The following is a 26,460-nucleotide window of genomic DNA, read 5'->3' on the forward strand; positions in this document are numbered from 1 at the left end:
TGTATTTCAATCTTATTTGAAGATTTAAATTTTAAATTTGATAAGAATGAAATCTATTTCTGTTTAGTTGAATGTTAAAAGTGATGGTTTGAAAATCTTGAAGTTAAATGTTTTAGGATTGAAATTTGGGCAGAAAAAATGGCTGAAATTTTTATAAAATTCTTACTTTTATTCAATAATTTCATTAATATTGCTTAACAACACGATAAATTTTAAGAGGTGAGGGAGAAGAAATTGAATGTACTTGATGAAATTTATTTGAACCGAATGATTTCTAAACAACCTTATATTTTCTTTCAGTTTACTATTGATCAGGATGGTGAGCTTAGATTTGACTATTTGAATGGTCAGATTGAAGAATTCTGCGGTGCTACTTTTTCTGAATTTGAAGATGATCCATGGGCTGTTTTTAAACGTCTGATACATCCCGAAGATAAATCCAGAATAATTGAATCTGTTAATGAGAAAAGGGTTTTTCCGGGAAATTGGGAAATTGAATTCCGTATTCTTGTTCCGGATGATGGTTTACGTTGGTGTAAGGTGATGGCCATGACCGAAAAAACAGATAACGGAACAGTTATTTTTTACGGAATCAATTCGAATATCACCCGTCAGAAAAAGCAGGAAGAAGAACATAAAGTTTCCGAGTTGCGTAGTCAATTTGCAAATTTGGCGTCCAGTATCGGGGTTTGGGACTGGGATATGGTTACCAATAAGGTGTTTTACTCCGCCCAGTCACTTAAAATCCTTGAAATAGAAGATAATGATAATGATTTAGTTGATAATCCTGAGAAATGGGATGAGTTGGTGCATCCTGATGACAAGGCGGCTTATTTTGGAAATATTCAGGAGCATTTTGACGGAAAAATACCTTATTACGAAACGTATCACAGGGTTTTGTGTAAGGGTCGCTACAAATGGATTTTGGACAGAGGGAAAGTGATTCTGCGGGATGAAAATGAAAAACCTTTGCGGATTATAGGTACACATACAGATGTTACGGCTCAAAAGGAAAAAGAACAGAAGCTTCAGGAGACTTTTGATATGGTAAATAACCAAAAAGGGAAGCTGCTTAATTTTGCCCATATTGTTTCTCATAATTTAAAAAACCATACCGGTAATTTCAGTACGTTGCTTACGTTTCATAAAAATGGCTACCTGACTACTGAAGAGGTGATTAATAGTTTACAGACTGTTTCGGATGAATTGACCGGGACGATTGAAAATCTTGTTGAATTGGTGAATGTCCAGGTTTCTGCAAGTGTTGAAAAACAAGATCTGAATATAGCCGAATATTTGGCTAAGGTGTTATTGATTTTGAATGATGAAATACAGAAGAAAAAAGTCTCTATAGTCAATAAAGTGCCTAATGATGTTGCTGTTTCATTTATTCCGGCTTATCTGGAAAGTATTATTCTGAATCTGGCAACGAACGCAATTAAGTATTCTGACCCTGATAAACCCGAAACTAAGATTGAGTTTTATTTGGAAGATTGTGAAGAATTTATAGAGTATTACGTACTTTGTGTAAAAGACAACGGTTTGGGGATTGATTTGGTTAAATATAAAGATGTTATTTTTGGTTTGTATAAAACATTCCACAAGCATAAAGATTCGACAGGAATCGGGCTGTATATTACCAAAAACCAGATTGAAGCCATGGGAGGGAAGATAGAGGTGCAGAGTGAAGTAGGTGAAGGAACGATTTTTAAAGTGTATTTTAAGAGATAAAAAAAGACCGCTATAATTTTTAACGGTCTTTTTTTGTTTTATCTTATTTAGCGATGTTAACCGCTCTTGTTTCTCTGATTACAGTGATTTTCACTTGTCCAGGATAAGTCATTTCTGTTTGGATTTTATGCGAAATGTCGAAAGATAATTTGGCTGCCATTTCATCGGAAACTTTTTCGCTTTCTACAATTACGCGTAATTCTCTACCGGCTTGAATGGCGTAAGCGCTTTTTACCCCGCCAAATCCGTAAGCGATATCTTCAAGATCTTTCAAACGTTGGATATAAGAGTCTAAAACCTGACGTCTAGCTCCTGGACGTGCTCCGGAAATGGCATCACAAACCTGAATGATAGGAGATAGCAATGATTTCATTTCGATTTCATCGTGGTGTGCTCCAATTGCGTTGCAAACCTCTTCTTTTTCACCGTATTTTTCGGCCCATTGCATACCTAACAAAGCATGTGGTAGGTCACTTTCAGTATCAGGAACTTTTCCGATGTCGTGTAATAAACCGGCTCTTTTTGCCAGTTTTACGTTTAATCCAAGTTCAGCAGCCATCAAACCACATAGTTTAGCCACTTCACGGGAGTGTTGTAGTAAGTTTTGCCCGTATGAAGAACGGTATTTCATACGTCCTACGATTTTGATTAATTCAGGGTGTAATCCGTGAATACCAAGATCGATAACGGTACGTTTACCAACTTCAATAATTTCATCTTCGATTTGTTTTTGCGTTTTGGCAACAACTTCTTCAATACGTGCCGGGTGGATGCGTCCGTCTGTAACTAGTTTGTGTAATGCTAAACGGGCAACTTCACGGCGTACCGGGTCAAAACATGAAAGGATAATAGCTTCAGGTGTATCGTCAACGATGATTTCAACTCCTGTAGCGGCTTCAATAGCACGAATGTTACGTCCTTCACGGCCAATGATACGTCCTTTTACGTCGTCAGATTCGATGTTGAATACAGAAACACAGTTTTCAACGGCTTCTTCTGTACCAACTCTCTGAATGGTATTGATGATGATTTTTTTAGCTTCCTGTTGTGCTGTTAACTTGGCTTCTTCAATTGTTTCCTGAATGTGCGCCATAGCACTGGTTTTAGCTTCAGCTTTTAAGCTTTCTACTAATTGTTCTTTTGCTTCTTCTGCAGATAATCCCGAAATAGTTTCCAGTTGTTCTACTTGTGAGCGGTGCATTTTTTCTACTTCGGCAGCTTTTTTGTCCAAAGACTCAATCTTTGTTTGGTATTCGGCTGCTTTTGATTCAAATTCGTCGTTAACTTTTTTAGCTTTTGCTAATTCATTTGAGATCTGTGATTCTTTGTCTCTTACCCTTTTTTCAACCTCGGCAACTTTTCGGTCACGGGCAATAATTACCTGCTCATGCTCAGCTTTTAATTCGATGAATTTTTCTTTGGCCTGTAAGATTTTATCTTTTTTGGTGTTTTCGGCCTCAAGATTTGCATCTTTTAAAATTGAAGCAGCTTCTTTTTTAGCATTTTTGATTAAGTTGGAAACATTGCTTTTTTCAATGAATTTTGCGATCCCAAAACCACCTGCTATCCCTACAACGGCTGCAATTATTATTGTCAAAATGTCCATAGTTTGTTTGTGTTTATATATAAAAAAAACCTACATTAGAAGAAATGTATAAACTCGTATGTACAAGTTTTGAGTTAACTCAGTGTTCAAGCTTCCTACTGAAAGGCTTGCTATAGTACCGAAGATTTACTCATTTTAAAATGTTAGTGTTGAGTTTATCAAATAATTACTAATGTAGGTAGTATTGTTAGTATATGTAAAGAACGTTTATTTGTCTAAATACTCGCTTAATAAGTCATTTAGGCGCTCCAGTTTTAACTTTGTTGTTTCTTCAATAGATGTTTTGTCTATTTGTTTTTGTTCAACCTGAGCTGCAAATTGTAAGGCACACATCGCTAAAACATCTTGTTTGTCGCGGACTGCATAATTTTGTTCAAACTGTTTTATCATTGCGTCTATCTTTTTAGAAGCACTTCTCAATCCTTCTTCCTGACTTGGATCTACCGTTAACGGATAAATACGGTCTGCAATCGATATTTTAATTTTTAGTTTTTCACTCATTATGCTTTCTAATCAGAAAGTTGGGCTATACAATAGTCTATTTCTCTTATTAATGAATTTATTTTAAGCTTTGTATCTCGTTTATATTCGTCACTACCAAGTAATGAATTTGTGATTTTTATTGAGTCGGAATTTGCTTTTAATTCTTTAATTTCCTGACTTTGGCTTTGCATTATTTTCTCAGAATGGCTAAGCTTTATCAACAAACCTTCATTAGTTTGCTGTAGACTTTCCAGCTTTTTGGTAAGTTTTTGAAACTTAACTTCAAGAGAATCAACAATTCCTCCAATGTCACTCATTGCAATAAAAAATTCATTACGTACTTTACAAAGTTAGTATTCCTGTTGAATTATACCAATAGCTTAGCCAAAAAAAATGATTTTTGTTAATTTTATTTTGTAACAATCTCATATTTAAAGTATTATCAATTAGTGTTGTGCGTAATTTTTTATTAAACAAAATCGTTATATTAGCACAAATGTTTTTTATGCGGATTTTAGTTTTCTTTTTATTCTTTTTAACCCCAATTTTCAGCCAAGACCAGTATCCCAGAGATTATTTCGGATCACCGTTGGACATACCGCTGAGTATTGCCGGTTCTTTCGGGGAATTAAGACCGAATCATTTTCATACCGGAATTGATTTCAGGACACAACAAAAAGAAGGTTTTCCGGTTTATGCCACTGCAGACGGCTTTATTTCGAGGGTAAATATTTCGACATACGGTTACGGAAAATGCATTTATATTGACCACCCGAATGGGTTTACAACAGTTTATGCGCATTTACAGTCACTTGCGCCCGCAGTTCATAAATTAGTTTATGAAACACAGTATGCCCAAAAAAGTTATTCGATTGAAATCAGACCGGGAGCCGATATTTTACCGGTAAAAAAAGGTGAACTTATCGGTTATTCAGGAAATACGGGAGGTTCATCCGGGCCACACCTGCATTTTGAAGTCCGTGATACAAAAACAGAATTTGCGATCAATCCGTTTTTTTTTGGATATGATGAAAAAGTAAAAGATACGAAAGCTCCCATTATCAGTGGTCTTTTGGTTTATCCGATAAGTGATAAAACAAATGTGAATGGATCTGAAAAACCGGTAAATATTCCGTTGACACTACAAAAAGACGGTACGTATTTAGCCGGAAAGGTAACAGCAAACGGCTCTATCGGTTTTGGATTGAGCGCACATGATATTTCCGATTATAATTATGGGAAAAACGGAATTTTCAGGGTTGATGCTTATTTAAACGGAATACCTTATTATGAGTTCAAGTTTGATTCGTTCTCTTTTGATGAAATGAAGCATATCAATTGTTTTATTGATTATCCGAGATACAAACTAACCAAACAGCGTTTTCAGAAACTTTTTGTGGGATTTCTTTATCCGGTGAGCATTATTAAAATGATGAAGAATAGCGGAATTATTGAGTTGGCCAATAATTTCACACTTTATTATAAAATTGTTCTCGAAGATTTTCACGGAAATAAAAGTATTATCAATGTACCTATTTCGTATGGAAAGCTTCCGGTTACCCAATTTGATGATGAAGTCAAAACACCTTATTTACTGAAAGCCCAAAATGATAATAGTTATGCAAAAGATGATATTTCGGTGTTTTTTCCCGAAAATACATTTTACGAAGATTTTTATTTAAAATTTGAAGTTAAAAACAATGAGTTACTTTTGCATGACGAGACAGTTGCTGTCAATAATCCGTTCCAGATAACGTTTGATGTTTCCAAAATTCCGGCGGAAGAACGTGAAAAAATGTTTATAGCAAACTTAGACGGGAATAAAACGGAATACAATTCAACTTTCAAAAAAGAAAATATCTTTCTGATAAAAACTAAGAAATTGGGTAAATTTTTTCTTGGGAAAGATGAAATGATGCCAAAAATATACAACCCGAATTTCAAGGAAGGCGATACGCTTGATTTGCAAAATAATCTGAAAATATCAATATCGGATGAGTTGTCCGGTATTAAGGAATACAATGCCTATTTGAACGGGAAATGGATTTTAATGGAATATGAAACAAAATTAAATAGATTGATACATAATTTTTCCGATGATATATTTGCAGACGGAAGAAATGACTTTTTGATAGAAGTCAAAGATAATATGGGTAATACCGCTAAATTTGAATCACACTTTTTTAAAACAAAATCATAAATTTTGAAAACTAATTTTTCACTGCTTTTTTTCTTTTTTTCGATAACTTTTTTTGCGCAGACAGCCAGAATAAAAGGAATTGTTTTTGATGAAGATAATAAACCTGTAGAAGGAGTTAATATCTCTTTTCAGGATAAAAAAACAATAACTAACGAAAACGGATTTTATGTCTTGGTTGTTGAACCGAATGTAAAATCAAATTTGAAATTTTCACACGTTTCACTTAAACCGGCAGTTGTTGCTATGGAATTAAGGAAGAATGAAGATTATGAATTCAACGTTGTGATGAAAAATTCAGCTGAGACTATAGGAGAGGTGTTCGTTGATAAAAACAGAAAAAAAAGGGTCGAAGGAGTGACAACTATTTCGCCAAGAACCGTAAGAAAAATACCTGGGGCTAATCCTGGTGTTGAAAATATTTTAAAATTATTACCGGGAGTTAATTTTAATAATGAGTTGAGTACACAATATGCAGTACGTGGTGGTAATTATGATGAAAATTTGGTGTATGTCAATGAAGTAGAAGTGTACCGTCCTTTTTTAATCCGTTCCGGGCAACAGGAAGGGTTGAGTTTTGCCAATACGGATTTGGTTCAGAATATCGATTTTTCGGCAGGTGGATTTCAATCAAAATTTGGGGATAAATTATCTTCTGTTTTGGATATAACCTACCGTAGGCCAACAAAATTTGGTGTTTCATTGGATGCTAGTTATTTAGGTGTAAATCTGGCTGTTGAAAATGCTTCTAAAGATCAAAAATGGACCCATATTACCGGAATCCGTTACCGTGATAACAGTATGTTGGTTAAAAGCCAGCAGACGGAAGTAGATTTCAGACCACGTTTTGTTGATGTACAGTCGTATATTACCTATACGCCCAATAGTAAATGGCAACACGGTTTCCTTGGCAATATCTCTCAAAATAAATACGATTACAGACCAAAAGTTCGTCAGACAAATTTTGGTACAATCAGTGAGCCAATTGCTTTACTGGTTTATTATGAAGGTCAGGAAAAGGACAGATACACTACTTTTTTTGGAGCTTATAAAGGTGTTTTTGAAAAAAGTGAAAACTTTACGCTAAAATTGATAGGTTCGGCTTATCATACACAGGAACAGGAGTATTTTGATATTTTTGGACAGTACCGATTAGGAGAAGTTAACGGTGATATGGGGGATGATGATTTCGGAGAAGTTGAATTTACAAGAGGAATTGGTTCACAGTTAACACATGCCCGAAATGATTTGGATGCTTTGATTTTTAATGCCGAAGTAAAAGGAACACACAAGAAAAACCAGAATCAAATTGACTGGGGATTAAAATATACAAGGGAAAGTATCCGTGACAGGATTAGGGAATGGGAGGTAGTGGATTCGGCAGGATTTTCACTAAACGATCCTATATTGGATTTTCCGGTAAATGATCAGCCATATAATCCGTATACTGGACCATTGGCACCATACAGTAATGTAAGGGCAATTAATTTTACTAACATTGACAGAATTTCGGGTTATGCACAATGGAACAGACGTTCATTTTGGAATAAACACGAGATTTTTACGAATATAGGAGTACGTGCACATCAGTGGCAGGTTAGTGGTGAGGATATTTCAGGTAAAAGCCAGATGACTGTCAGTCCGAGGGCGCAATTTGCTATCAAACCGGATTGGGATATGGACATGTTGTTCCGTTTGTCAGGTGGATTATATCATCAGCCTCCTTTTTACAGGGAATTGCGTGATAAACAAGGTGTGGTCCAGCCTGATGTGAAGGCACAACAATCGGTGCATATTGTTCTGGGTAATGACTACAGTTTTAAAATGTGGGAAAGGCCTTTTAAATTGGTTTCCGAAGCGTATTATAAGTCGCTTACAGATGTAAATCCGTATACATTGGATAATGTCCGTATCCGTTATGCAGCAGAAAACAATGCAACTGCATACGCTCAGGGTCTGGATTTACGTTTAAATGGTGAATTTGTTCCCGGAACAGAATCCTGGTTGAGTTTTGGATATATGCAAACGGAAGAAAACATTGATAATAAAGGTTTTATTGCAAGGCCAACAGACCAAAGATTGAAGTTCGGAATTCTTTTTCAGGATTATGTGCCTAATATTCCGGCATGTAAAGTGTATCTGAATTTGGTTTACAACACGGGACTGCCAGGTGGTTCACCATCTTATGCAGATCCGTATGATTACCAATTAAGATTAAGGGATTACCGTCGTGCTGATGTTGGTTTTTCATATGTATTTACAGATAGGGCCAGAGCTAAAGATGTTTCAAGTTGGTTGAATAAATTCAAGGATTTGTCAGTGGGACTGGAGATTTTTAATATGTTTAATAACCAGAATGCTATTACAAATACCTGGGTAAGGGATGTGTATACAAAATCACAGTATGGAGTGCCTAATTATCTTACCTCACGCGTTTTTAGTTTTAAAATCAGCGCCAAATTGTAATTCAAAAAGTAGTATATTTGATACAAAATCAGTCGGAAAATGAGAAAGCTGTTATATATATTGCCCATACTTTCGTTAATGGCAAGTTGTAAGGAAGAAGAGAAACCAAAAGTGATTTACGAAGATTCTAAAGTTCAGGAGGTTAAGAAAGATTCTTCTCAGATTAAGGTAGCTGATTTGCCTATTCACATGGAAGGTACCAAATATTTGTTACATGCAATCGGTGATGTTCAGGTTGCTTATGAAAGGGGTAGCTATGGATCGGTTAAAACTAACGTAGGGAGTTATGCTTTGTCGAATTATAACAGTTTTGAATTGACAGGTTATTTCCAGAATATCAAATTCCAGCATATTGATTCTACTTCTTTACGTCCATTGACAGATAAGAATGTACAAATTCAGACGGCTACATTTTTAAATACTATTGCCAGTAAAACCAAAAGACAAATATTGGTTTATTCTCTTGTAGATTCAGATACAAACCGTGACGGTAAAATTGATGCAAATGATATTAAGTCATTATATATAAGTGATTTCAGTGGTTTTCGTTTCCAGAAACTTTCAGGTGAATTACAAGAGTTGATTGATTGGAATGTAATTGATTCCCTAAACAGACTATATTTCAGAACAATCGAAGATATTAATAAAAATGGCGCATTCGATAAGAAGGACAAGATGCATTACCATTATGTGAATCTGAATGCTGATGAATGGAAAGTTGAAGATTATTCGCCAATTGAACAATAGATGAAAGAGTTAAGGGAGAACATAAAAAAGATTGTGTTCCTGATTTTGTTATTAGGTTTCACATCATCTCATGCCCAGAAAAAATTCTTTCAATCTCCTAAAGAGATCTCTGAATTTTCAAAGAAAGCAACCAACCTTTTTAAAGAAGGTAAATTTCCTGTTTTTTTTAAAGAATTAAAGCCTTATTGGCCTTTGCCTGATAATGAAATGACAAGTCTTGAAGATAAAACAGTTCAATTTATGGAACTGTTACAGTCAAGATTTGGTAAAGTTGAAGGCGTTTCAAAAATCAAAGAAGAGAAAATCAGTGATTTTGCAATCAGGGAAACGTATATTTTGCGATTTGAAAATCAGGCTATTCGTTTGATATATGTTTTCTATAAAAACAAAAATGGTTGGATATTGAACACTTTTAAATGGGATGATGAGCTTTCCCAGGAATTTAAATAAGAATATCGCTTTCCAGATCTGATTTTTCAATTTCAAATCCAAAGCCCAGTTTTTCAACCAATTCAATTACCAGTTTTTTATACCAGTTTTCGCTTTTCGGGTGGATGTAAATTTTCTCAATAAGACGGTTAATATCTACGTTGATTTTTAAGCCTTCATTAATGGTTATCTGATGTGCCGAGACATCGGTGATGACCCTTACTTCTCTTTCGTATTGAAAGCTTTTCCGTTTGAACAGGAATGGAAAGAAATCATCTTCAAAAGGAATATATTCTTTTTTATAATCGATGTAATTTACCTCACCGATGTATTGATTGAAATTTTTTTCAGGTTCCAAAGCTTTTTTCAATCTTCCGATGGTTGACTGTATGGCCAGGCCTTCATTGTTTTTGGTGAAAATCTGCCACATGGCAAAACTTTCATATTCATTGGTATGCCAACTGCTTACTACAACTTTTTCTCGGTGTGATTTGTAATAAGCCAGAAATTCAGGATTGTTTTCGGCAATTTTACGGATTTCCTCATAAGTTGGTTCACTGAAAGTACCCTCGTACTGATCTTCAAACTTATCCGACCGTGACATAAACATCTTTCCCGATAATAAAATATCCAGGAATTTAGATAAATCAAGGTATTTCCAAACGATAGTGTCCGGATTGTCGGTAAGATGAATATTAGGGTTTTCGGTGTACATTCTGATTTGAAGATACAAATTTTAATTCAAATCTGTTTTAAATCTTCAACACGAAATTGCAAACTATTCGAAAGACTGCATCATGACAAGTTTCGAATACGTACCTTCTTTAGCTAATAATTCATCATGTGTTCCCTGTTCAACAATTTCTCCTTTTTGCATTACGATAATGTTGTCTGCTTTTTGAATTGTGGATAAACGGTGTGCAATCACTATGGAAGTGCGGTTTTGCATCATGTTTTCCAAAGCAACCTGAACAAATTTTTCACTTTCGGTATCCAATGCTGATGTTGCTTCATCCAAAATCATAATCGGAGGATTTTTTAATACAGCACGGGCAATTGATAAACGTTGCTTTTGTCCACCTGAAAGTTTACTTCCGGAATCACCAATATTGGTTTCAATTCCTTCAGGTAAATCTTTTACAAATTCATAGGCATTTGCAACTTTTAGAGCTTCAATAATTTTATTATCAGTTGCATTAGGTTTGCCAATCAGTAAATTGTTTTTAATCGAATCATTGAACAAAATGGAATCCTGGGTTACTAATCCCATTAAAGAACGGAGTGAGTGCATGTCCATGTCCTTAATGTCAATTCCGTCAATGGTTATTTTACCTTCATTTACATCGTAAAAACGTGTCAGTAAATTAGCAATTGTACTTTTTCCGGAACCTGACTGGCCAACTAACGCTATGGTTTTTCCTTTCGGGATTTCAATCGAGAAATTGGTCAGGACATTTTCTTCCTGATAAGCAAAATTGATGTTTTCTAGCTTAATGTTACGGTCAAAAGTATCTTTTACGATTGCGTCAGGTTTGTTTTGTATTGTGTTTTCTTCTTCTAAAATACTAAAAACTCTTTCGGCTGCTGCTAATCCTCCTCTTACCTGATAGGAAGCTTTGGAGATGGCTTTGGCCGGTGTTAAAATGGTATAAGCAAGAGCTATATATGCGATGAAAGTTGTTGGTGCCAATGATTTGTCAACAATTACCAATTGGCCTCCGTACCATAACAAAATTGCTATGGTTACAATTCCCAGAAATTCACTTAATGGAGAAGCTAAATTGTTTTTGTTTCCAATGCTGTTTGAAAGTCTCAAAAGGCGCTGAAGGGAAGCATTGAATTTTGAAATGAATTTGTCTTCGGCATTAAATCCTTTTACAACTTTTAAACCGCTTAATGTTTCGTCTAAAATGGAAATTTGTATTCCGTTTTGTTCCTGTGCTTTTGTAGATTTCGCTTTTAATGTTTTTCCAACTCTTGAGATGATGATTCCTGAAACCGGGATGAATAAAAACACAAAAAGTGTCAGTTTTGCACTGATGAAAAACATGGTGATAATGGAGAATAATATGGTCAAAGGTTCCCTTACTACGAGTTCCAATACCTGAAAGAATGAGTTTTTCACTTCGTTTACGTCTCCTAGCATTCTTGACATTACATCACCTTTTCTTTTTTCGGAATAATAAGAAACAGGCAAATGAATAATTACTTCATATAATTTTTCCCTGATATCTTTTAATACTCCGTTGCGCAGTCTTGTTACGTGATAAGAAGCGAAGTAGTTGGTTATGTTTTTTAAGAATGCAGTTGCAATAATGATTGATATAACGAAGAGTATGGCAACTTCAAAACTATTGTTGGCAGTTAGTTCTGTCACTTTAAAGTTCAGATAATCTTCAAGATATGTTTTGATTCCTCCAATTCCGTTGAATTTAGGTTCAACCGTTATTTTTTTGTTCAAACCGAAAATTACATTTAAGGTTGGAATCATAGATACCATCAGCAAAGTAGAGAAAAAGGCATAAAAGATATTGTATACAATATTCAGTATAATGTCCTTTTTGTAAACTAAGGCAAAAGGGATTAATTTTTTGAGATTATTATCCATTAGTTCAATTGCATTTCAGCAATAATGTTTTTGATTTTTGTATCCAATTGTTTTTCAGCTTCGGGAACATCTGCAATACTGTCAATAGTACAGTTCACGCTGAAATAGAATTTTATTTTAGGCTCGGTACCGCTAGGTCGTGCACAAATTTTACTTCCGTCTTCCAAATAATAAATCAATACGTTTGATTTTGGTATCGTAATATCGAATTCTTCACCGTTCATGAAATCTTTTCCTTTAGATGATTGGTAATCTTCCACACAAACCACACGTTCGCCGTTGATTTCCTTTAATGGATTTTGACGTAAGTCAATCATCATTTGTTTGATTTCGTTTGCTCCATCAATTCCTTTTTTGGTAATTGAAATCAAATGTTCTTTGTAAAACCCGAAATCGACATACATTTGTAGTAATTCCTGGTATAATGAGCTGCTTTTTTCTTTCGCTTGGGCGGCAATTTCACAGACTAATAAAATAGCGGCAACCGCATCTTTATCGCGTACGGCATCACCCACCATAAATCCGAAACTTTCCTCGCCACCGCCAATATAGGTCTGATTAGGGAAATCCTTAATGAATTTGGCAATCCATTTGAATCCTGTTAATCCTACTTTGCATTCTACATCATAAGCAGAGGCTAATTCCAGCATCATAGGCGTTGAAACGATGGTAGAACCGATGAATTCGTTTCCGCTTAGTTTGTTTTGTTTTTTCCATTGTTCCAATAGGAAAGCGGTCATGACTACCATGGTTTGGTTGCCATTCAGTAAAATCATCTTGCCTTCCGTATTGCGAACGGCAACTCCCAAACGATCTGAATCGGGGTCGGTTCCCACAACAATATCTGCATTGATCTTATCGGCTAATTCCATAGCCATGGCCAATGCTTCCGGTTCTTCAGGGTTTGGAGAAGCAACCGTAGGGAAATTCCCGTCGGGTTGTGCCTGCTCGGCAACAATATTCACATCAGTATAACCTGCTTTTTCCAAAACGCCGGGAATGGCTTTGATGGAAGTTCCGTGAAGTGAGGTGTAAACGATTTTTAATTTTTTTCTGGCATCAGCAGAAGTGTCGAAACTAGCATTTTTAATTGTCGAATCCCTGAAAGCTTCATCAATGGCAGTGTCAATGTATTCGATTAAATTTTCATCTGCATTGAAGTTGATATTGCTGTATTCCAGACTTTCTATTTCTGCAATCACTTCAGCATCCTGTGGCGGAACAATCTGGCCGCCATCCTGCCAGTATACTTTGTATCCGTTGTATTCCGGTGGATTGTGTGAAGCTGTTAAAACAATTCCTGTATGGCAGTTTAAATGTCTGACCGTGAATGATAATTCAGGAGTAGGGCGCATTTCAGAAAAAAGATATACTTTAATTCCATTAGCTGAAAATACATCGGCAACTACTTTGGCTAATGTGTCGCTGTTATGGCGGCAATCATAGGCAATTGCAACTTTGATTTGCTCGTCCGGGAAACACTTTTTTAAATAATTGGATAAACCCTGTGTGTTTTTGCCTAAGGTGTATTTGTTGATACGGTTGGTTCCAACGCCCATTACACCACGCATTCCACCTGTTCCGAATTCAAGGTTTTTATAAAATGACTCTTCCAGTTCTTTTGGGGAAGAGGTCATCATTTCAATGATGGTTTCTTGTGTTTCTTTGTCAAATGTCGGGGTCAGCCAGACATTTACCTTATCTAAAATTGCCTTTTCGATATGCATTTTCTTTAATTTTAGAATTAAAAATATTTTTTACAGATTAACTTTTTCTGAAATTTTATAACGTTCTTCATTGTTTTTGGTGCGAAGAATTATTTCGCCCAAAAATCCGGCCAGGAATAATTGTGTTCCGATAATCATGGTGGTCAGGGAAATGTAGAACCAAGGGTTTTCAGTTACCAAAATGGTTTCCTGATTCGTAAAATATAATTTCCAGAGTTTCATGATTCCGATGTATCCGGCGGATATAAAACCAATCATAAACATGATGGTTCCCAATAAGCCGAATAAGTGCATAGGCCTCTTACCAAATTTGGATAAAAACCAGATGGTGATTAAGTCTAAAAATCCATTGATAAAACGGTTCATTCCGAATTTTGATTCACCGTATTTACGCGCCTGATGGATTACGACTTTTTCGCCTATTTTTTTAAAACCTGCATTTTTCGCCAAAACCGGTATGTAGCGGTGCATTTCACCCGAAACTTCAATGTTTTTGACAACTTTATTTTGATAGGCTTTTAATCCGCAATTGAAATCATTCAAATGAACTCCGGATGTTTTCCGGGCCGCCCAGTTGAATAGTTTGGAAGGAAGGTTTTTAGCAACAACACTGTCATAACGCTTTTTTTTCCAGCCTGAAACCAGATCAAGTCCGTCTTTGGTAATCATATTGTAAAGTTCAGGGATTTCATCCGGACTATCCTGTAGATCTGCGTCCATGGTAATGATAACATCTCCCTGTGCTTTGGCAAAACCAGCATGTAGTGCCTGTGATTTTCCGTAATTGCTTAAAAAACGTATTCCTTTGAAACTTGAATTTTCTTTGGATAAATTTTCAATGATTTCCCATGAATTGTCGCTGCTTCCGTCATCTATGAAAATAACTTCATAGCTGAAATTGTTTGCAGTCATGACCTTGGTTATCCAAGTACTTAATTCAGGTAACGATTCTTGTTCGTTTAGTAAAGGAATGATTACGGAAATATCCACTATAATTGATTTGATGTTTTTGATTTGAAAATAGCTGCCAAAATTAAATTAAAAATTGAACTTATTAAAATAGAAACAACACCATTCTTTAATAAAATTTCAAGAGAAAAGTTATTGAGTTCCATTATTTTCCGTTTATCAAATCCTCCTTTATTGAAAACTTTCTGTATTTCCAGCTGTTTTAAATTCATGAATTCATTTGTCTCATGCATGAGATCAATTGCAAAAAAGTTGTAGAAAAGATAATTAAAAAGGGTAGAAATAATTATTCCTATAGTTGTTGAAATTAATAAAGTTGTAAAAATTTCTTTCAGTGTAACAGTTTGACTTTGTAATTCGGTTTTGGTTTTTTTTGCCTGATAAATTCTTATTACCCAATAAATAGAGTAAGAAAGTAGTCCTATATATACATTTTTATATAATGGTTTATCACTTATGTAGGTTGCAGCCGGTAAGAGGATTGAGATGATTCCAATAATGATACCGAATTGTATGCCGTTTTCCTTAATGATTTTGTTCATGTGTTTTGTTAAATTGGTTTACAAATATACTAATTATTAAAGTTATGGTTATTAGTGATTGAAATCAAAAAATGTTACATATTGTTTGGAATTAAAAAAATAATTGTAAATTTGCACCCTAAAATAAATAGAAATAAAATAAAAGTTGCCGTAAATCGATACCTTTTTTAAGTAAGAAGCATCAAGATCTAAAGCAGCAAAACATAACAAAGATTTATCATGAAAAAAGGAATTCACCCGGAAAATTACAGATTAGTAGCATTCAAAGACATGTCAAATGACGATGTTTTCATTACTAAATCTACAGTAGAAACTAAAGAAACAATCGTTCACGAAGGAGTTGAATATCCAGTGTTCAAAATGGAGATCTCTAGAACATCTCACCCGTTCTATACAGGTAAATCTAAATTGGTTGATACAGCTGGTCGTATCGATAAATTCAAAAACAAATACGCAAAATTCCAAAAATAATTCAGGAATTCTGAGATATATGAAGCCTTTCCATACGGAAAGGCTTTTTTTATTTTGTGTTGGTGGTTTTAGTTGCAAACTTTGTAACTTAGCGTCACAGAAATTCAATAGAGATAAGAAATGAACTACATATTATTTGACGGAACCGTTCGTAATGCCTTACTTCCGTTTACTTTTACAAGACCTGTTGCAGATATCCGGGTAGGAATTCTGACCATACGGGAAAAATGGGAAAAACACCTTGGTTATACCACTACAACATTAACAGAGGAGTACTTGATGGATAAGTATCCGATGGTGGAAATGGAAGAAAATATTATGATCAATGCTTCTTTTCTTCCAAATGAAATTTTGGTTGAAATGATCCGGAATCTCGAAGAAAATCAGGCAATATTTTATAATGATGAGGTTGTGGCGTTTTACAGTAAAGAAAATCAGGAAGTTGATTTTGATACTTTTGAAATTCTTGAATTTTCTGAAGAATGTCTCCGTATCGAGCACACTTGGGATATATTTTCGAAGAATGATGCTGCTTTGCGTGAAGATTATGAATTGATTACGGAAGGCCGTCATTCGCAAACCATACCAAAATCGGTAAATGTAATTGCGCCTGAAAACATTTTCATTGAAGAAGGTGCAAAACTTGAGTTTGTTACTTTAAATGCTTCTACCGGACCGATTTACATTGGTAAAAATGCCGAAATAATGGAAGGATCAGTAATCCGCGGTCCTTTTGCTCTTTGTGATAACGGAAGAGTTAAATTGGCAACTAAGGTTTATGGAGCAACTACTGTTGGGCCACATTCCGTAATTGGTGGAGAGGTTAATAATTCAGTATTGTTCGGATATTCCAATAAAGGTCATGATGGTTTTTTAGGAAATTCAGTATTGGGGGAATGGTGTAATATTGGAGCCGACAGTAATAATTCCAACTTAAAAAATAATTATGAAGAAGTTAAATTGTGGAGTTATGAAACTGAAGGTTTTGCTAAGACCGGATTGCAATTTTGCGGTTTGATGATGGGTGATCACAGTAAGTGCGGAATCAATACCATGTTCAATACCGGTACGGTTGTTGGGGTTTCGGCTAATATTTTCGGATCGGGTTTTCCACGTAATTTTGTACCAAGTTTTTCTTGGGGCGGTGCTTCCGGATTTACAACTTATATGACTAACAAGGCTTTTCAGACCGCTAAAATAGTAATGGCCCGCAGACAGGTTGAATTTACCGAAGAAGATGCCAAAATTTTGGAACATGTCTTTGAAGAAACCAAAAAATTCAGAAAGGAATAAAAAAATAATTAAATTGGCTGTAACAAACTTAAAACTTGCAAAATGAAATTTAAAATTTTAGTATTCCTTTTGATCCCATTGTTGGGTTTTGCCCAAAAATTAAAAACAAAAAAAGACAGAATACTTATTGATGAAAAAGAAGTCGCAATTTATGATGATAAAGTGCGGGATATGTATGTGCTCTCTGATTTGCAGGGAACTAAAAAGTTAACTGTTGAATATAAAACGTTAATGGAAGGCCAGACAATTATTAATCAATGGTTGGTCGTTTCAAATGCGGATAATACCAAAAAATCTGAAATTCCATATGAAGTTCTTATCACTTCGTTGAGTTCTTCAAAAATTACATTTCACTTGTTAAGCGCAAAATATCAATTGTTTGATGTTAATGGTTTTAATCCGGCAAAAATAGATGAGTTTTTTAATACGCCAAGAGAAAGTATTGGTGATAAGGCAACACAGGCAAAAATTGCACTTTTAAAAGACAGGGAAGAAAAGAAAGATGTTGTTAGCAGATATAATCCTTCAGTTAGTAAGGATGGTACAGTTAATTTTGGAGGAAATACCGGAACATCCATTGTGGGGAGAATTACTTCAGCTACTTCCGGTTATTCTTCAATGGGACCAAAACCGCTTGTTCAGGTGTATGATTTGGATAATATTTTAGTGGCAAGTGCCAGTGTTACCGGAAATATGAATAATGATGTTGAGGTAGAACTTTTCAATTCAAAAACCTTTACCTATCAAGCTGAAAAAAGATATTCTTCAGTTGATAACAGTATGTTTTATAAAGAGTTAATCGAGGAGCTGGTTTTTAGGGGGTATACTTTGAGACACCAGGCAGAATCCTATAACCAACAAATCCATCAGGAAAAAGTAAATCTTGCAAAAGAAAGAAGTAGGAATCATTATAGGGTAAAAGGATATGTTATTGATGAAAAAGGGATTAAATATCAAGGATATGTAACCGTTCAATTTGAAAAACTGGATATCAATCAAACCGGAAACACAGAGGTTGTCGATGCTATCGATAATTATGGGAAATATGTTTCAGTTAAATATTTGAACGAAAAAGGATCGGAAAGAGTGAAAACTTTCGCGGCAAAGGATAATATCAAATTTGTTGTCATGGATAATTCCGGAAATGAAGTGACTTATGAAGGCATGAAAGTTAAAGGAGACTCAATGAAAAAACTGTCTAATGCCATGTCGTTAGGTTTTAATAATGCATATTTTTATAAAGTTTTGTTTACTGAAAAAGAGAATACTGTTTTAGTTGATCCTATTGAAGATAACCGTTTTGTACTGAAATTGAAATCAAATCCATCGGGACAAATGATTGATGCCAGGGAAAATCAAAAATTGAGCAAGGAACTTTCTGAATATCTGAATTCATGTCCGGCATTATCAAAAGAAATTAACGATGGTGCTTTTGATTTAAAAGTAGTTGAAAACCTGATTACGATTGTTAAAGAATACAATCAGTGTAAAAAATAAGAGAGACTTTTAAGAACAAAATGCAATTTGATTCAGGTAGTAATTTTAGCTGTTTGAATGTTTTAATAAAATTATAACACCACGACTGCAAATGTAGTCGTGGTTTTTTATATAAATTTATTCCTTTAAAATAGAGACAATGTATAGAATAGAAAACGATTTGCTTGGGGATTTACAAGTTCCTGAAAATGCTTACTATGGAGTTCAAACCCAAAGAGCAATTGAGAACTTTCATATATCTGGTGTTAAACTTTACCAGTTCCCCGAATTTATTAAAGGCTTGGCATATGTAAAATGGGCAGCAGCAGAGACTAATTTTGAATTGGGATTGTTGGATGAGAAAATAAAAAGTGCAATTGTACAGGCATCAAAAGAAGTAATTGAAGGGAAATTTGATCAGGAATTCCCGGTAGATATGATTCAGGGTGGGGCTGGTACTTCTACTAATATGAATATCAATGAAGTATTGGCTAACCGTGCGCTGGAAATTATGGGTTATGAAAAAGGAGAATATCAATATTGTTCGCCTAATGACCATGTCAATTTATCGCAATCCACAAACGATGCTTATCCAACTGCAATAAAAATTGGTGCGATTCATTCTAATGTCAATATGATTGCCCATTTAAAGCTTTTGATTCAGGCTTTTAGAAATAAAGGAGAAGAGTTTAAGCATGTTTTGAAAATGGGACGCACGCAGTTGCAAGATGCGGTTCCGATGACTTTAGGTCAGGAATTTGAGGCTTTTGCTGCGACTTTGGAGGAAGAAATTGAAAGGCTTACCCAAAATTCAAATCTTTTTTTAGAAACCAATATGGGCGCTACGGCAATCGGTACAGGGTTAAATGCAGCACCGGGATATGCTAAACTTTGTGCCGAAAATTTAGCAAAAGTGACTGGGCTTTCCATTGTTTCGGCTCCAAACTTAATTGAAGCAACACCTGATACGGGATCATATGTTATTTATTCATCTGCCTTAAAGCGAATGGCAATCAAGATGTCAAAGATTTGTAATGATTTGCGTTTGCTTTCTTCCGGGCCACGTTGTGGATTGAATGAAATTAATCTGCCGCCTATGCAACCCGGTTCTTCAATAATGCCTGGAAAAGTTAATCCGGTAATTCCGGAAGTGATGAATCAGGTTTGTTTCAGGGTAATTGGTAATGATTTAACCGTTACTATGGCTGCCGAAGCAGGGCAATTGCAATTGAACGTAATGGAGCCGGTTCTTATCTATGCTATTTTGGAATCGATGCAGTTAATGAGTAATGCGATGGATACACTAAGGGAAAAATGTATTGTGGGCATTACAGCTAATGAAGAACATTGCAGGGATATGGTGTTGCATAGTATTGGAATAGTAACAGCTTTAAATCCGCATATTGGCTATAAAAACAGTACTAAAATTGCTAAAGAAGCTTTGGAAACAGGGAAAAGTGTCTATAATCTGGTTTTGGAACACAATATTCTGTCAAAAGAACAGCTGGACGAAATTCTGAATCCTGAAAACATGTTGGCTCCGAAGAATTTTAAATAATTGAATGGTAAATGGTTAATAATTTTTACAAACCAATAATTCTGATTAAATTTGCACCCTCAATTTTTTGACAACGATTTCATTGATTGAGCTATTTTATGGAAAACAAGAAAAAAGTCGCTTTTTATACGCTTGGATGTAAGTTAAACTTTTCGGAAACATCCACTATTGCCAGAAATTTTAAAGAAGAAGGTTTTGACCGCGTTGATTTTGAGGAAGTTGCTGATATTTATGTGATCAACACTTGTTCAGTAACAGAAAACGCGGATAAACAATTTAAGCAAATTGTGAAAAAGGCCATGAAGCTGAATGATAAAGCTTTTGTGGCTGCTGTAGGTTGTTATGCTCAATTGAAACCGGAAGAATTAGCTGCAGTTGATGGGGTGGATTTGGTTTTGGGTGCGACTGAAAAATTCAAAATCACCGACTATATCAATGATCTTTCCAAAAATGATATGGGAGAAGTACATTCCTGCGAAATCGAAGAAGCTGATTTTTACGTGGGAAGTTATTCCATCGGTGATAGAACCAGAGCATTTTTAAAAGTGCAGGATGGATGTGATTATAAATGTACGTACTGTACGATTCCTTTGGCCAGAGGTATTTCACGTAGTGATACGATGGAAAACGTAATGAAGAACGCCAAAGAAATTTCAGAAAGAGGAATAAAAGAAATTGTTTTGACCGGTGTTAATATCGGGGACTATGGTAAAGGAGAATTCGGAAATAAAAAACACGAACATACTTTCTATGAATTGGTTCAGGCTTTGGATAAAGTTGAAGGAATCGAGCGTTTGCGTATTTCTTCCATAGAGCCTAATTTATTGAAGAATGAAACGATTGACTTCGTATCCCAAAGCCGCACATTTGTTCCACATTTTCATATTCCGTTACAATCCGGGAGCAACATCATTTTGAAGAAAATGAAGCGCCGTTACCTGCGTGAGTTGTATGCTGACCGTGTGGCCAAAATACGTCAGGTTATGCCTCATGCGTGTATTGGTGTGGACGTGATAGTTGGTTTTCCGGGTGAAACCGATGAATTGTTTTTGGAAACCTATAATTTTCTGAATGAATTGGAGATCTCTTACTTGCACGTATTCACGTATTCGGAAAGAGATAATACTGAAGCAGCTGCAATGGATGGAGTAGTGCCGGCTAATATAAGGGCAAAACGCAGTAAAATGCTTCGCGGATTATCTGTAAAAAAACGACGTGCCTTTTATGAAAGTCAGATTGGTTCAGATAGAACAGTTTTATTCGAAGGAGAAAATAAAGAAGGTTATATTCACGGGTTTACAGAAAACTATGTAAAGGTAAAAACGCCTTGGAACCCCGAATTGGTTAATACATTGCATCACGTAAATTTGACCAAAATAGATGAAGACGGTAGTGTGAGAATGGAATTTTTAAATGTGTTGGTTTAAAATAAAATCTAGACAAAAGATTAAAACCGGATTTGAGCTTATGTTCAAATCCAGTTTTTTATTTAATAATTTATCAATATTTGTAATGAAAACGGAGTTTGGTAATGCGGTATACGTTGTCTCCTAACTTCTCAATGAATTCAAATTTATTTCTTCCCGGCTGGGTAAGGGAGACAATCGAGCCGGCATCAATTTCATAATACATACCACTGCCTTCCATCATGAACCGTGCACCGGTATTTCTATAGGCTGAACGGACTAAATCAAATTCAAATAAATTCCAGGTTGTGAAATTAGCATTAAAGTCACCGGAAGAAGTGCAGATTCCCTCGGTAAGTTCTGTTTTACAGCCGTAGTATTTTTCGATTTCTTCAAAAAATTCGAGGATATTGTGATTTGTTTCTTCAGGGCTCATGCCGGTAAAAATACAAATATTTTAGAAACAGCAATTTACGGTATGTTAAATTCGTATTCCGGGAGGGAGTAAATTTTTGTAACTTGGATTTTTTCTAAAAAAACTGGCTATTCTGGGATAAATAGGGACAACTCTCCATTTCTTTTCCTCAACCATCGATAAAATATTTATGATGATGTTGTCAATGAGTTCTTCGTTGTCAAAGTTTTCAGGAGTGTTGATGCGGGTAAGGAATATTTTTCGTTCCTGCAACGAATACTCAACGGTCAATATGCCTTCGGTAGTTGTGATTTCAAACTGTCTCGAAAAAGAATTGTCTTTGATTTCCATATCTGATATATTGAGGGATTGGATGAATTGTAAATATTAAAAAAAATGGTAATTTTATAATGAAGTCAGGAAATACGTCTGGAAATAATTACTTTTATACAAATTTCGGTAAAATCTACTTATAAGTCACTTTTTATGTCTAAAATTCATGTATATTTTATGCCGGGCATGGCGGCAAGTTCATTGATTTTCGAAAAAATTAAATTACCTGAAGATATCTTTGAAGTTCATTTGCTTGAATGGTTTATGCCGGAAAAGCATGAAACGTTAAAGCAATATGCCCAACGTATGGCAAAAGAAGTGAAGTACGATGATGCAGTATTGGTTGGCGTGTCCTTCGGAGGTGTTTTGGTGCAGGAAATGAAGCAATTTCTCAATCCTAAGAAAGTAATTATTATATCAAGTGTGAAAAGTAACACCGAATTACCACGCAGGATGAAAATCGCCAAAACAACCAAGGCTTATAAATTGTTGCCAACGAGTCTGGCGAAAAATGTGGAAGCTTTGGCAAAATATGCTTTTGGCGCCGGGATTGTGAAACAGCGTCTTGAATTGTACAAAGTATTGATGACGCGCCGTGAGAAAGAATATCTGGATTGGGCCATTGAGCAGATTGTCAATTGGGAACGGGTTGAAATCGATCCGGAAGTGATTCATATACACGGAGACAAAGATGAGGTCTTTCCATCTAAAAATATAAAAGGATTTATTAATATTAATGCCGGCACACATATTATGATTATAACCAAATACCGTTGGTTAAATACTAATTTGCCGGAAATTATTTTAAAAGAAAATTAAAGAAAGATCATGAAGAAGATTATAATTGCATGCATTGGAATTGCTGTTTCGGTATTGTTCATCAATGCAAAAATGAATACTAAATTTCCCGAAAAGATTGATTTTGCGGGAGAAGAAACACCATTGAATATTCCTGATGTTAAAGAGCGGATGGATAGGGAATTAGTGGTTAATGAGTTTATGCACGGTTCTACCATTCTGATTATGAAGCGTGCTAATAAAGCTTTTCCGGTTATTGAGCCTATTTTGGCTAAATACAATGTTCCGGATGATTTTAAATATTTGGCCGTTATTGAAAGTTCTTTGACTAATGCAGTTTCTCCGGCTGGAGCACGCGGAGTTTGGCAATTCATGCCACAAACCGCAAAAGAGAAGGGTTTGGAAGTATCGGAAACCGTTGATGAACGTTACCATCTTGAAAAATCAACCGAAGCAGCTTGCCGTTATTTAATTGCTGCCAAAGAGATATTCGGTTCATGGACAATGGCCGCTGCCTCTTACAATGGTGGAATTAACGGTTTACAGGCACAAATTGATTTTCAGGGTGTGAATAATTATTATGATTTACTTTTGAATGAAGAAACATCGCGTTATGTTTTTAGAATCCTCGCTTTAAAGGAAATTATGAAAAATCCGGCTAAATATAATTTTGTAATTCCACAGGAAGAGCTTTATAAAAAGCAGTTAACCCGGAAAATTCTTGTTGACAGTTCAGTGGGTGATTTGGCTAAATTTTCTAAATTACAGGGTATAAATTATAAAACACTGAAATATCATAATCCTTGGTTACGCGATAAAAAATTAGATAATCCTGCAAAGAAGGTTTACGAAATTGAAATTCCCGAAGTGAAATAAAAATGAAGAAAATGGCTTTAGATACTATATTGTTGCTGGCATTGATTGGTGTCATTGCCGGAATGCTCAGCGGTTTAGTGGGTGTTGGCGGAGGCATTGTGATGGTTCCGCTTTTGATTTATCTTTTAGGATTTAACCAACACCAGGCGCAGGGAACAAGTCTGACTGTTTTGGTGGTGCCGGTTACTGCAGCGGCAGTATATAACTATTATAAAGAAGGTTATATAGATTGGCGGTATGCGGCAATTATTGCTTTGTTTTTTGTGGTTGGTGGTTATTTTGGAAGTAAAATGGCGATTAGCATTGATCAGAAAATGCTAAAGAAAATTTTTGCAGTTGTGCTTCTTTTTGTAGCAGGTAAAATGCTGTTCTCTAAGGCTTAATTTGTAGTCAGTTGTTCCTGAGTGATATTTTTGTCAATCAGTAAACTGCCTAATCCTTCCCTGAAAGTGTTGTAATTCATGGTATAGGCTTTGACATAGCTGCTTTTTTTGTCGGGTTGTGCGCCACCTCTTTTTATGTTTACCACTTTTAAATCTTTGTCTAAGAAATAAGAGGTAGGGAATCCCAGAGTGTGTTTTAAGTGTGCTACTATCAAAGCGTCATTTTTGTAGCTTTCGTGTGCATAACAAACTGTGATATTGTGGTTGAATTTGCGTGCAATCTTTTTTACCTGGTACTTTTTATCCCAGAATAAAATCACAAACTGAACGTCTTTGGCATATTTTTGAGCCAGTTTGTTCAAGGCCGGTATTTCTCCTTTGCTTGGGATACACCAAGAGGCATATGTTAAGATGAAAACAGGTTTTTTAAAGCTGCTCAGTTTGATTTTTCTTTTTTCAAAGCTTTTTAAGGTATAGTCTTCAAATTGTGTGCCCACAAGATGGTGTGCCACTAAAGAGTCAAAAAGTATTTGCCCTTTTTGTTTGTCGTTATTGTTATATGCAATGTCACTCTGTACATTGTATTTTTTCAAATGTGCTTTTAAAGCTTCTGAAAAGCCTATAGCCTCCACATCATCCTGTCCGAAGGATGAAATTGAAAAAAATAATATTGTTATTACGAAGTAGAGTTTTTTCATCATCTAATATCCTATTGCAAAACTAAACCGTTGATAATAAAGTTAATAATTTTCTCGACAAACATATTAATTAATCGACTAATTACATTCTTAAACGGAAAAAACCGTACTTATTGTACGGTTTTTTTTATTTTTCGATAAAAAAAGTAATTAAATTTTCTTCAATTGCTCTTTCATCATTGTAATTTGATCTTTCAGCATGTTGTGTTTGTCCAACTTTTTCGCTTCATTCAATAGAGTTGTGGCTTCAAGTTTTCTGCGGCGGCTCATGGCAATTCCTGCCAAATTTAATTTTGCCAATGCTAAATCCTGATCCATCGATAAGCCTAAACTGATTGCTTTTTTGAAGAATTTTTCAGCTTGGTTTAAATTGGTTTGGGAAACCATTAAACCGTTTAGGTAATTATAATAACCTTGTTGCTTTTGAATTAATGCAGCTTCAGGATTTTTAATTTTATCCAACCATTTTTTTGCGCCTTCGAAATCCTGGTTTCTTAATCTAAGGAAAGCCAGTAAAATAAACTCATTTCTAAAGTATAAAAATACCGGGATGATAGTCAGTAAAGTAATGAAAATACCATTTCCAATATTTCCTTCAGTAAATTGCCAAACTCCGGTAACAAAAAGTAATCCGGCTATAATTAGTTTGATATTTTTATGAAACATAAATATGTTTTTAATAATGAGATGCAAATATAAAAAAGAAATCGCGATTACCAACCTAGTTTACAAAAAGCTAACACCAATGAAAACCTGTGATTATGCATAGCCTTTGAAAACCAAATTATAAACTTTAAGATAATTGAAATTATTTTTTGCAAAACCCCTTGCAAGAAAAAAAAATCGTTGTATATTTGCACTCGGTTTTGAGAAAGCCCAAACAATTAGATATTTATACAAGATTTTAAAGATACAAAGTTATGAGTAAAAGAACATTTCAACCATCGAAAAGAAAAAGAAGAAATAAGCACGGTTTTATGGACAGAATGGCTTCTGCGAATGGAAGAAAAGTCCTTGCTCGTCGTCGTGCCAAAGGAAGACACAAATTAACTGTTTCTTGCGAACCAAGACATAAAAAATAATGATTGACTATCAATCAAATATTAAGGCGTTACTTTTATCAGTAACGCCTTTTTTTTAAAAAGTTCATACATTACTGATATTATTAGGAGCTATTTCCCGCTATCCACTGTATCTTTTTAAATTTTGAAATTTAAAAAGGATGCCGTTCCTATCGGGGCTAAACAA

Annotated in this window: 26 protein-coding genes; 14 read left to right on the forward strand and 12 right to left on the reverse strand. The window is 35.1% G+C overall.

From position 1 onward, the window contains the following. Nucleotides 1-267 precede the first annotated feature (267 nt). The gene (locus NAT51_RS11535) at nt 268-1,731 is read left to right on the forward strand and encodes a PAS domain-containing sensor histidine kinase (protein ID WP_250599081.1); all 1,464 of its coding nucleotides are present in this window, start codon (nt 268-270) and stop codon (nt 1,729-1,731) included. 43 nt (nt 1,732-1,774) lie between these two features. Here the strand turns inward: NAT51_RS11535 and rny are convergent, their stop codons facing one another. From rny to NAT51_RS11550, 3 genes are all read right to left on the reverse strand, one after another. Then, on the reverse strand, nt 1,775-3,337 hold the full coding sequence (gene rny / locus NAT51_RS11540; RefSeq protein ID WP_250599082.1) for a ribonuclease Y: 1,563 nt from the start codon (nt 3,335-3,337) through the stop codon (nt 1,775-1,777). 207 nt (nt 3,338-3,544) lie between these two features. Beyond that, nucleotides 3,545-3,838, reverse strand: coding sequence for a cell division protein ZapA (locus NAT51_RS11545; protein WP_250599083.1), 294 nt, complete (start codon nt 3,836-3,838; stop codon nt 3,545-3,547). Between the two features lie 8 nt (nt 3,839-3,846). Next, nucleotides 3,847-4,137, reverse strand: a complete 291-nt coding sequence (locus tag NAT51_RS11550; protein WP_250599084.1) for a DUF3450 domain-containing protein — start codon at nt 4,135-4,137, stop codon at nt 3,847-3,849. A gap of 188 nt (nt 4,138-4,325) precedes the next feature. Here NAT51_RS11550 and NAT51_RS19750 point away from each other — a divergent pair, with 188 nt between their 5' ends. Genes NAT51_RS19750 through NAT51_RS11570 form a run of 4 tightly spaced genes read left to right on the forward strand, consistent with a single transcriptional unit; the run spans nt 4,326 to nt 9,680 of the window. Beyond that, nucleotides 4,326-6,020 (forward strand): M23 family metallopeptidase, encoded by a 1,695-nt coding sequence (locus NAT51_RS19750; protein WP_317245538.1) that lies wholly within the window; start codon nt 4,326-4,328, stop codon nt 6,018-6,020. After that, nucleotides 6,021-8,483, forward strand: a complete 2,463-nt coding sequence (locus tag NAT51_RS11560; RefSeq protein ID WP_394799700.1) for a TonB-dependent receptor — start codon at nt 6,021-6,023, stop codon at nt 8,481-8,483. A gap of 39 nt (nt 8,484-8,522) precedes the next feature. Next, a complete protein-coding gene (locus NAT51_RS11565) occupies nt 8,523-9,230 on the forward strand; it encodes a hypothetical protein (RefSeq protein ID WP_250599086.1) in 708 nt (235 codons plus the stop codon). Next, on the forward strand, nt 9,231-9,680 hold the full coding sequence (locus NAT51_RS11570; protein ID WP_250599087.1) for a hypothetical protein: 450 nt from the start codon (nt 9,231-9,233) through the stop codon (nt 9,678-9,680). Here the strand turns inward: NAT51_RS11570 and NAT51_RS11575 are convergent. The 5 genes from NAT51_RS11575 to NAT51_RS11595 all read right to left on the reverse strand — a co-directional run bounded on the left by NAT51_RS11575 (nt 9,673) and on the right by NAT51_RS11595 (nt 15,505). Beyond that, complete coding sequence (locus NAT51_RS11575) at nt 9,673-10,374, reverse strand: hypothetical protein (protein ID WP_250599088.1); 702 nt, start codon at nt 10,372-10,374, stop codon at nt 9,673-9,675. The two genes, NAT51_RS11570 and NAT51_RS11575, sit on opposite strands and share 8 nt — an antisense overlap. A 63-nt stretch (nt 10,375-10,437) precedes the next feature. After that, on the reverse strand, nt 10,438-12,267 hold the full coding sequence (locus NAT51_RS11580) for an ABC transporter ATP-binding protein (protein WP_250599089.1): 1,830 nt from the start codon (nt 12,265-12,267) through the stop codon (nt 10,438-10,440). After that, on the reverse strand, nt 12,267-13,994 hold the full coding sequence (locus NAT51_RS11585) for a phospho-sugar mutase (RefSeq protein WP_250599090.1): 1,728 nt from the start codon (nt 13,992-13,994) through the stop codon (nt 12,267-12,269). Before NAT51_RS11585 ends, NAT51_RS11580 begins: the two co-directional genes overlap by 1 nt. A gap of 30 nt (nt 13,995-14,024) precedes the next feature. Beyond that, on the reverse strand, nt 14,025-14,984 hold the full coding sequence (locus NAT51_RS11590; RefSeq protein ID WP_250599091.1) for a glycosyltransferase family 2 protein: 960 nt from the start codon (nt 14,982-14,984) through the stop codon (nt 14,025-14,027). Next, nucleotides 14,984-15,505 carry a DUF4199 family protein gene (locus NAT51_RS11595; RefSeq protein ID WP_250599092.1) on the reverse strand — a complete coding sequence of 174 codons (522 nt, stop codon included), beginning with the start codon at nt 15,503-15,505 and terminating at the stop codon, nt 14,984-14,986. Before NAT51_RS11595 ends, NAT51_RS11590 begins: the two co-directional genes overlap by 1 nt. Nucleotides 15,506-15,724: 219 nt before the next feature. On the opposite strand from NAT51_RS11595, the gene NAT51_RS11600 reads away from it, so the two are divergent. The 5 genes from NAT51_RS11600 (at nt 15,725) to mtaB (ending at nt 21,730) form a co-directional block, all read left to right on the forward strand. Further along, a complete protein-coding gene (locus tag NAT51_RS11600) occupies nt 15,725-15,976 on the forward strand; it encodes a type B 50S ribosomal protein L31 (RefSeq protein ID WP_250599093.1) in 252 nt (83 codons plus the stop codon). Nucleotides 15,977-16,096: 120 nt separating this feature from the next. Beyond that, nucleotides 16,097-17,269, forward strand: coding sequence for a GlmU family protein (locus NAT51_RS11605; protein WP_250599094.1), 1,173 nt, complete (start codon nt 16,097-16,099; stop codon nt 17,267-17,269). Nucleotides 17,270-17,311: 42 nt separating this feature from the next. Beyond that, complete coding sequence (locus tag NAT51_RS11610; RefSeq protein ID WP_250599095.1) at nt 17,312-18,766, forward strand: hypothetical protein; 1,455 nt, start codon at nt 17,312-17,314, stop codon at nt 18,764-18,766. Nucleotides 18,767-18,905: 139 nt separating this feature from the next. After that, complete coding sequence (gene aspA, locus NAT51_RS11615; protein WP_250599096.1) at nt 18,906-20,303, forward strand: aspartate ammonia-lyase; 1,398 nt, start codon at nt 18,906-18,908, stop codon at nt 20,301-20,303. 98 nt (nt 20,304-20,401) lie between these two features. Beyond that, nucleotides 20,402-21,730: a tRNA (N(6)-L-threonylcarbamoyladenosine(37)-C(2))-methylthiotransferase MtaB gene (gene mtaB, locus NAT51_RS11620; RefSeq protein WP_250599097.1), complete on the forward strand. Its 1,329-nt coding sequence runs from the start codon at nt 20,402-20,404 to the stop codon at nt 21,728-21,730. A gap of 73 nt (nt 21,731-21,803) precedes the next feature. Here mtaB and NAT51_RS11625 read toward each other — a convergent pair whose 3' ends face one another. Both NAT51_RS11625 and NAT51_RS11630 read right to left on the reverse strand, forming a co-directional pair. Continuing rightward, complete coding sequence (locus tag NAT51_RS11625; protein ID WP_250599098.1) at nt 21,804-22,145, reverse strand: hypothetical protein; 342 nt, start codon at nt 22,143-22,145, stop codon at nt 21,804-21,806. A gap of 45 nt (nt 22,146-22,190) precedes the next feature. Continuing rightward, nucleotides 22,191-22,475, reverse strand: coding sequence for a GNAT family N-acetyltransferase (locus tag NAT51_RS11630; RefSeq protein ID WP_250599099.1), 285 nt, complete (start codon nt 22,473-22,475; stop codon nt 22,191-22,193). Between the two features lie 135 nt (nt 22,476-22,610). On the opposite strand from NAT51_RS11630, the gene NAT51_RS11635 reads away from it, so the two are divergent. From NAT51_RS11635 to NAT51_RS11645, 3 genes are read left to right on the forward strand one after another with little or no spacing between them, the layout of a single operon-like run. Next, a complete protein-coding gene (locus NAT51_RS11635) occupies nt 22,611-23,276 on the forward strand; it encodes an alpha/beta hydrolase (protein ID WP_250599100.1) in 666 nt (221 codons plus the stop codon). Nucleotides 23,277-23,285: 9 nt separating this feature from the next. Continuing rightward, nucleotides 23,286-24,131, forward strand: a complete 846-nt coding sequence (locus NAT51_RS11640; protein WP_250599101.1) for a lytic transglycosylase domain-containing protein — start codon at nt 23,286-23,288, stop codon at nt 24,129-24,131. Between the two features lie 11 nt (nt 24,132-24,142). Beyond that, nucleotides 24,143-24,514: a sulfite exporter TauE/SafE family protein gene (locus tag NAT51_RS11645; protein WP_250599102.1), complete on the forward strand. Its 372-nt coding sequence runs from the start codon at nt 24,143-24,145 to the stop codon at nt 24,512-24,514. Here the strand turns inward: NAT51_RS11645 and NAT51_RS11650 are convergent. Further along, on the reverse strand, nt 24,511-25,215 hold the full coding sequence (locus NAT51_RS11650) for a TlpA family protein disulfide reductase (RefSeq protein WP_250599103.1): 705 nt from the start codon (nt 25,213-25,215) through the stop codon (nt 24,511-24,513). The two genes, NAT51_RS11645 and NAT51_RS11650, sit on opposite strands and share 4 nt — an antisense overlap. Nucleotides 25,216-25,362: 147 nt before the next feature. Continuing rightward, entirely contained in the window at nt 25,363-25,878 is a 516-nt protein-coding gene (locus tag NAT51_RS11655) for a DUF2892 domain-containing protein (RefSeq protein ID WP_250599104.1), read from the reverse strand. A 254-nt stretch (nt 25,879-26,132) separates the two neighbouring features. Here NAT51_RS11655 and rpmH point away from each other — a divergent pair, with 254 nt between their 5' ends. Continuing rightward, nucleotides 26,133-26,294 carry a 50S ribosomal protein L34 gene (rpmH, locus tag NAT51_RS11660; RefSeq protein ID WP_007136275.1) on the forward strand — a complete coding sequence of 54 codons (162 nt, stop codon included), beginning with the start codon at nt 26,133-26,135 and terminating at the stop codon, nt 26,292-26,294. Nucleotides 26,295-26,460: the final 166 nt, after the last annotated feature.

Source organism: Flavobacterium amniphilum, from assembly GCF_023634845.1.
GTDB classification, from domain to species: Bacteria; Bacteroidota; Bacteroidia; order Flavobacteriales; family Flavobacteriaceae; genus Flavobacterium; species Flavobacterium amniphilum.

Excerpts from the sequence above, each read along its gene's own strand:
- NAT51_RS11535 (WP_250599081.1), top strand. The coding sequence starts at position 268 with ATGATTTCTAAACAACCTTATATTTTCTTTCAGTTTACTATTGATCAG.
- rny (WP_250599082.1), bottom strand. The coding sequence starts at position 3,337 with ATGGACATTTTGACAATAATAATTGCAGCCGTTGTAGGGATAGCAGGT.
- NAT51_RS11545 (WP_250599083.1), bottom strand. The coding sequence starts at position 3,838 with ATGAGTGAAAAACTAAAAATTAAAATATCGATTGCAGACCGTATTTAT.
- NAT51_RS11550 (WP_250599084.1), bottom strand. The coding sequence starts at position 4,137 with ATGAGTGACATTGGAGGAATTGTTGATTCTCTTGAAGTTAAGTTTCAA.
- NAT51_RS19750 (WP_317245538.1), top strand. The coding sequence starts at position 4,326 with ATGCGGATTTTAGTTTTCTTTTTATTCTTTTTAACCCCAATTTTCAGC.
- NAT51_RS11565 (WP_250599086.1), top strand. The coding sequence starts at position 8,523 with ATGAGAAAGCTGTTATATATATTGCCCATACTTTCGTTAATGGCAAGT.
- NAT51_RS11570 (WP_250599087.1), top strand. The coding sequence starts at position 9,231 with ATGAAAGAGTTAAGGGAGAACATAAAAAAGATTGTGTTCCTGATTTTG.
- NAT51_RS11575 (WP_250599088.1), bottom strand. The coding sequence starts at position 10,374 with ATGTACACCGAAAACCCTAATATTCATCTTACCGACAATCCGGACACT.
- NAT51_RS11580 (WP_250599089.1), bottom strand. The coding sequence starts at position 12,267 with ATGGATAATAATCTCAAAAAATTAATCCCTTTTGCCTTAGTTTACAAA.
- NAT51_RS11585 (WP_250599090.1), bottom strand. The coding sequence starts at position 13,994 with ATGCATATCGAAAAGGCAATTTTAGATAAGGTAAATGTCTGGCTGACC.
- NAT51_RS11595 (WP_250599092.1), bottom strand. The coding sequence starts at position 15,505 with ATGAACAAAATCATTAAGGAAAACGGCATACAATTCGGTATCATTATT.
- NAT51_RS11600 (WP_250599093.1), top strand. The coding sequence starts at position 15,725 with ATGAAAAAAGGAATTCACCCGGAAAATTACAGATTAGTAGCATTCAAA.
- NAT51_RS11605 (WP_250599094.1), top strand. The coding sequence starts at position 16,097 with ATGAACTACATATTATTTGACGGAACCGTTCGTAATGCCTTACTTCCG.
- NAT51_RS11610 (WP_250599095.1), top strand. The coding sequence starts at position 17,312 with ATGAAATTTAAAATTTTAGTATTCCTTTTGATCCCATTGTTGGGTTTT.
- aspA (WP_250599096.1), top strand. The coding sequence starts at position 18,906 with ATGTATAGAATAGAAAACGATTTGCTTGGGGATTTACAAGTTCCTGAA.
- mtaB (WP_250599097.1), top strand. The coding sequence starts at position 20,402 with ATGGAAAACAAGAAAAAAGTCGCTTTTTATACGCTTGGATGTAAGTTA.
- NAT51_RS11625 (WP_250599098.1), bottom strand. The coding sequence starts at position 22,145 with ATGAGCCCTGAAGAAACAAATCACAATATCCTCGAATTTTTTGAAGAA.
- NAT51_RS11630 (WP_250599099.1), bottom strand. The coding sequence starts at position 22,475 with ATGGAAATCAAAGACAATTCTTTTTCGAGACAGTTTGAAATCACAACT.
- NAT51_RS11635 (WP_250599100.1), top strand. The coding sequence starts at position 22,611 with ATGTCTAAAATTCATGTATATTTTATGCCGGGCATGGCGGCAAGTTCA.
- NAT51_RS11640 (WP_250599101.1), top strand. The coding sequence starts at position 23,286 with ATGAAGAAGATTATAATTGCATGCATTGGAATTGCTGTTTCGGTATTG.
- NAT51_RS11645 (WP_250599102.1), top strand. The coding sequence starts at position 24,143 with ATGGCTTTAGATACTATATTGTTGCTGGCATTGATTGGTGTCATTGCC.
- NAT51_RS11650 (WP_250599103.1), bottom strand. The coding sequence starts at position 25,215 with ATGATGAAAAAACTCTACTTCGTAATAACAATATTATTTTTTTCAATT.
- NAT51_RS11655 (WP_250599104.1), bottom strand. The coding sequence starts at position 25,878 with ATGTTTCATAAAAATATCAAACTAATTATAGCCGGATTACTTTTTGTT.
- rpmH (WP_007136275.1), top strand. The coding sequence starts at position 26,133 with ATGAGTAAAAGAACATTTCAACCATCGAAAAGAAAAAGAAGAAATAAG.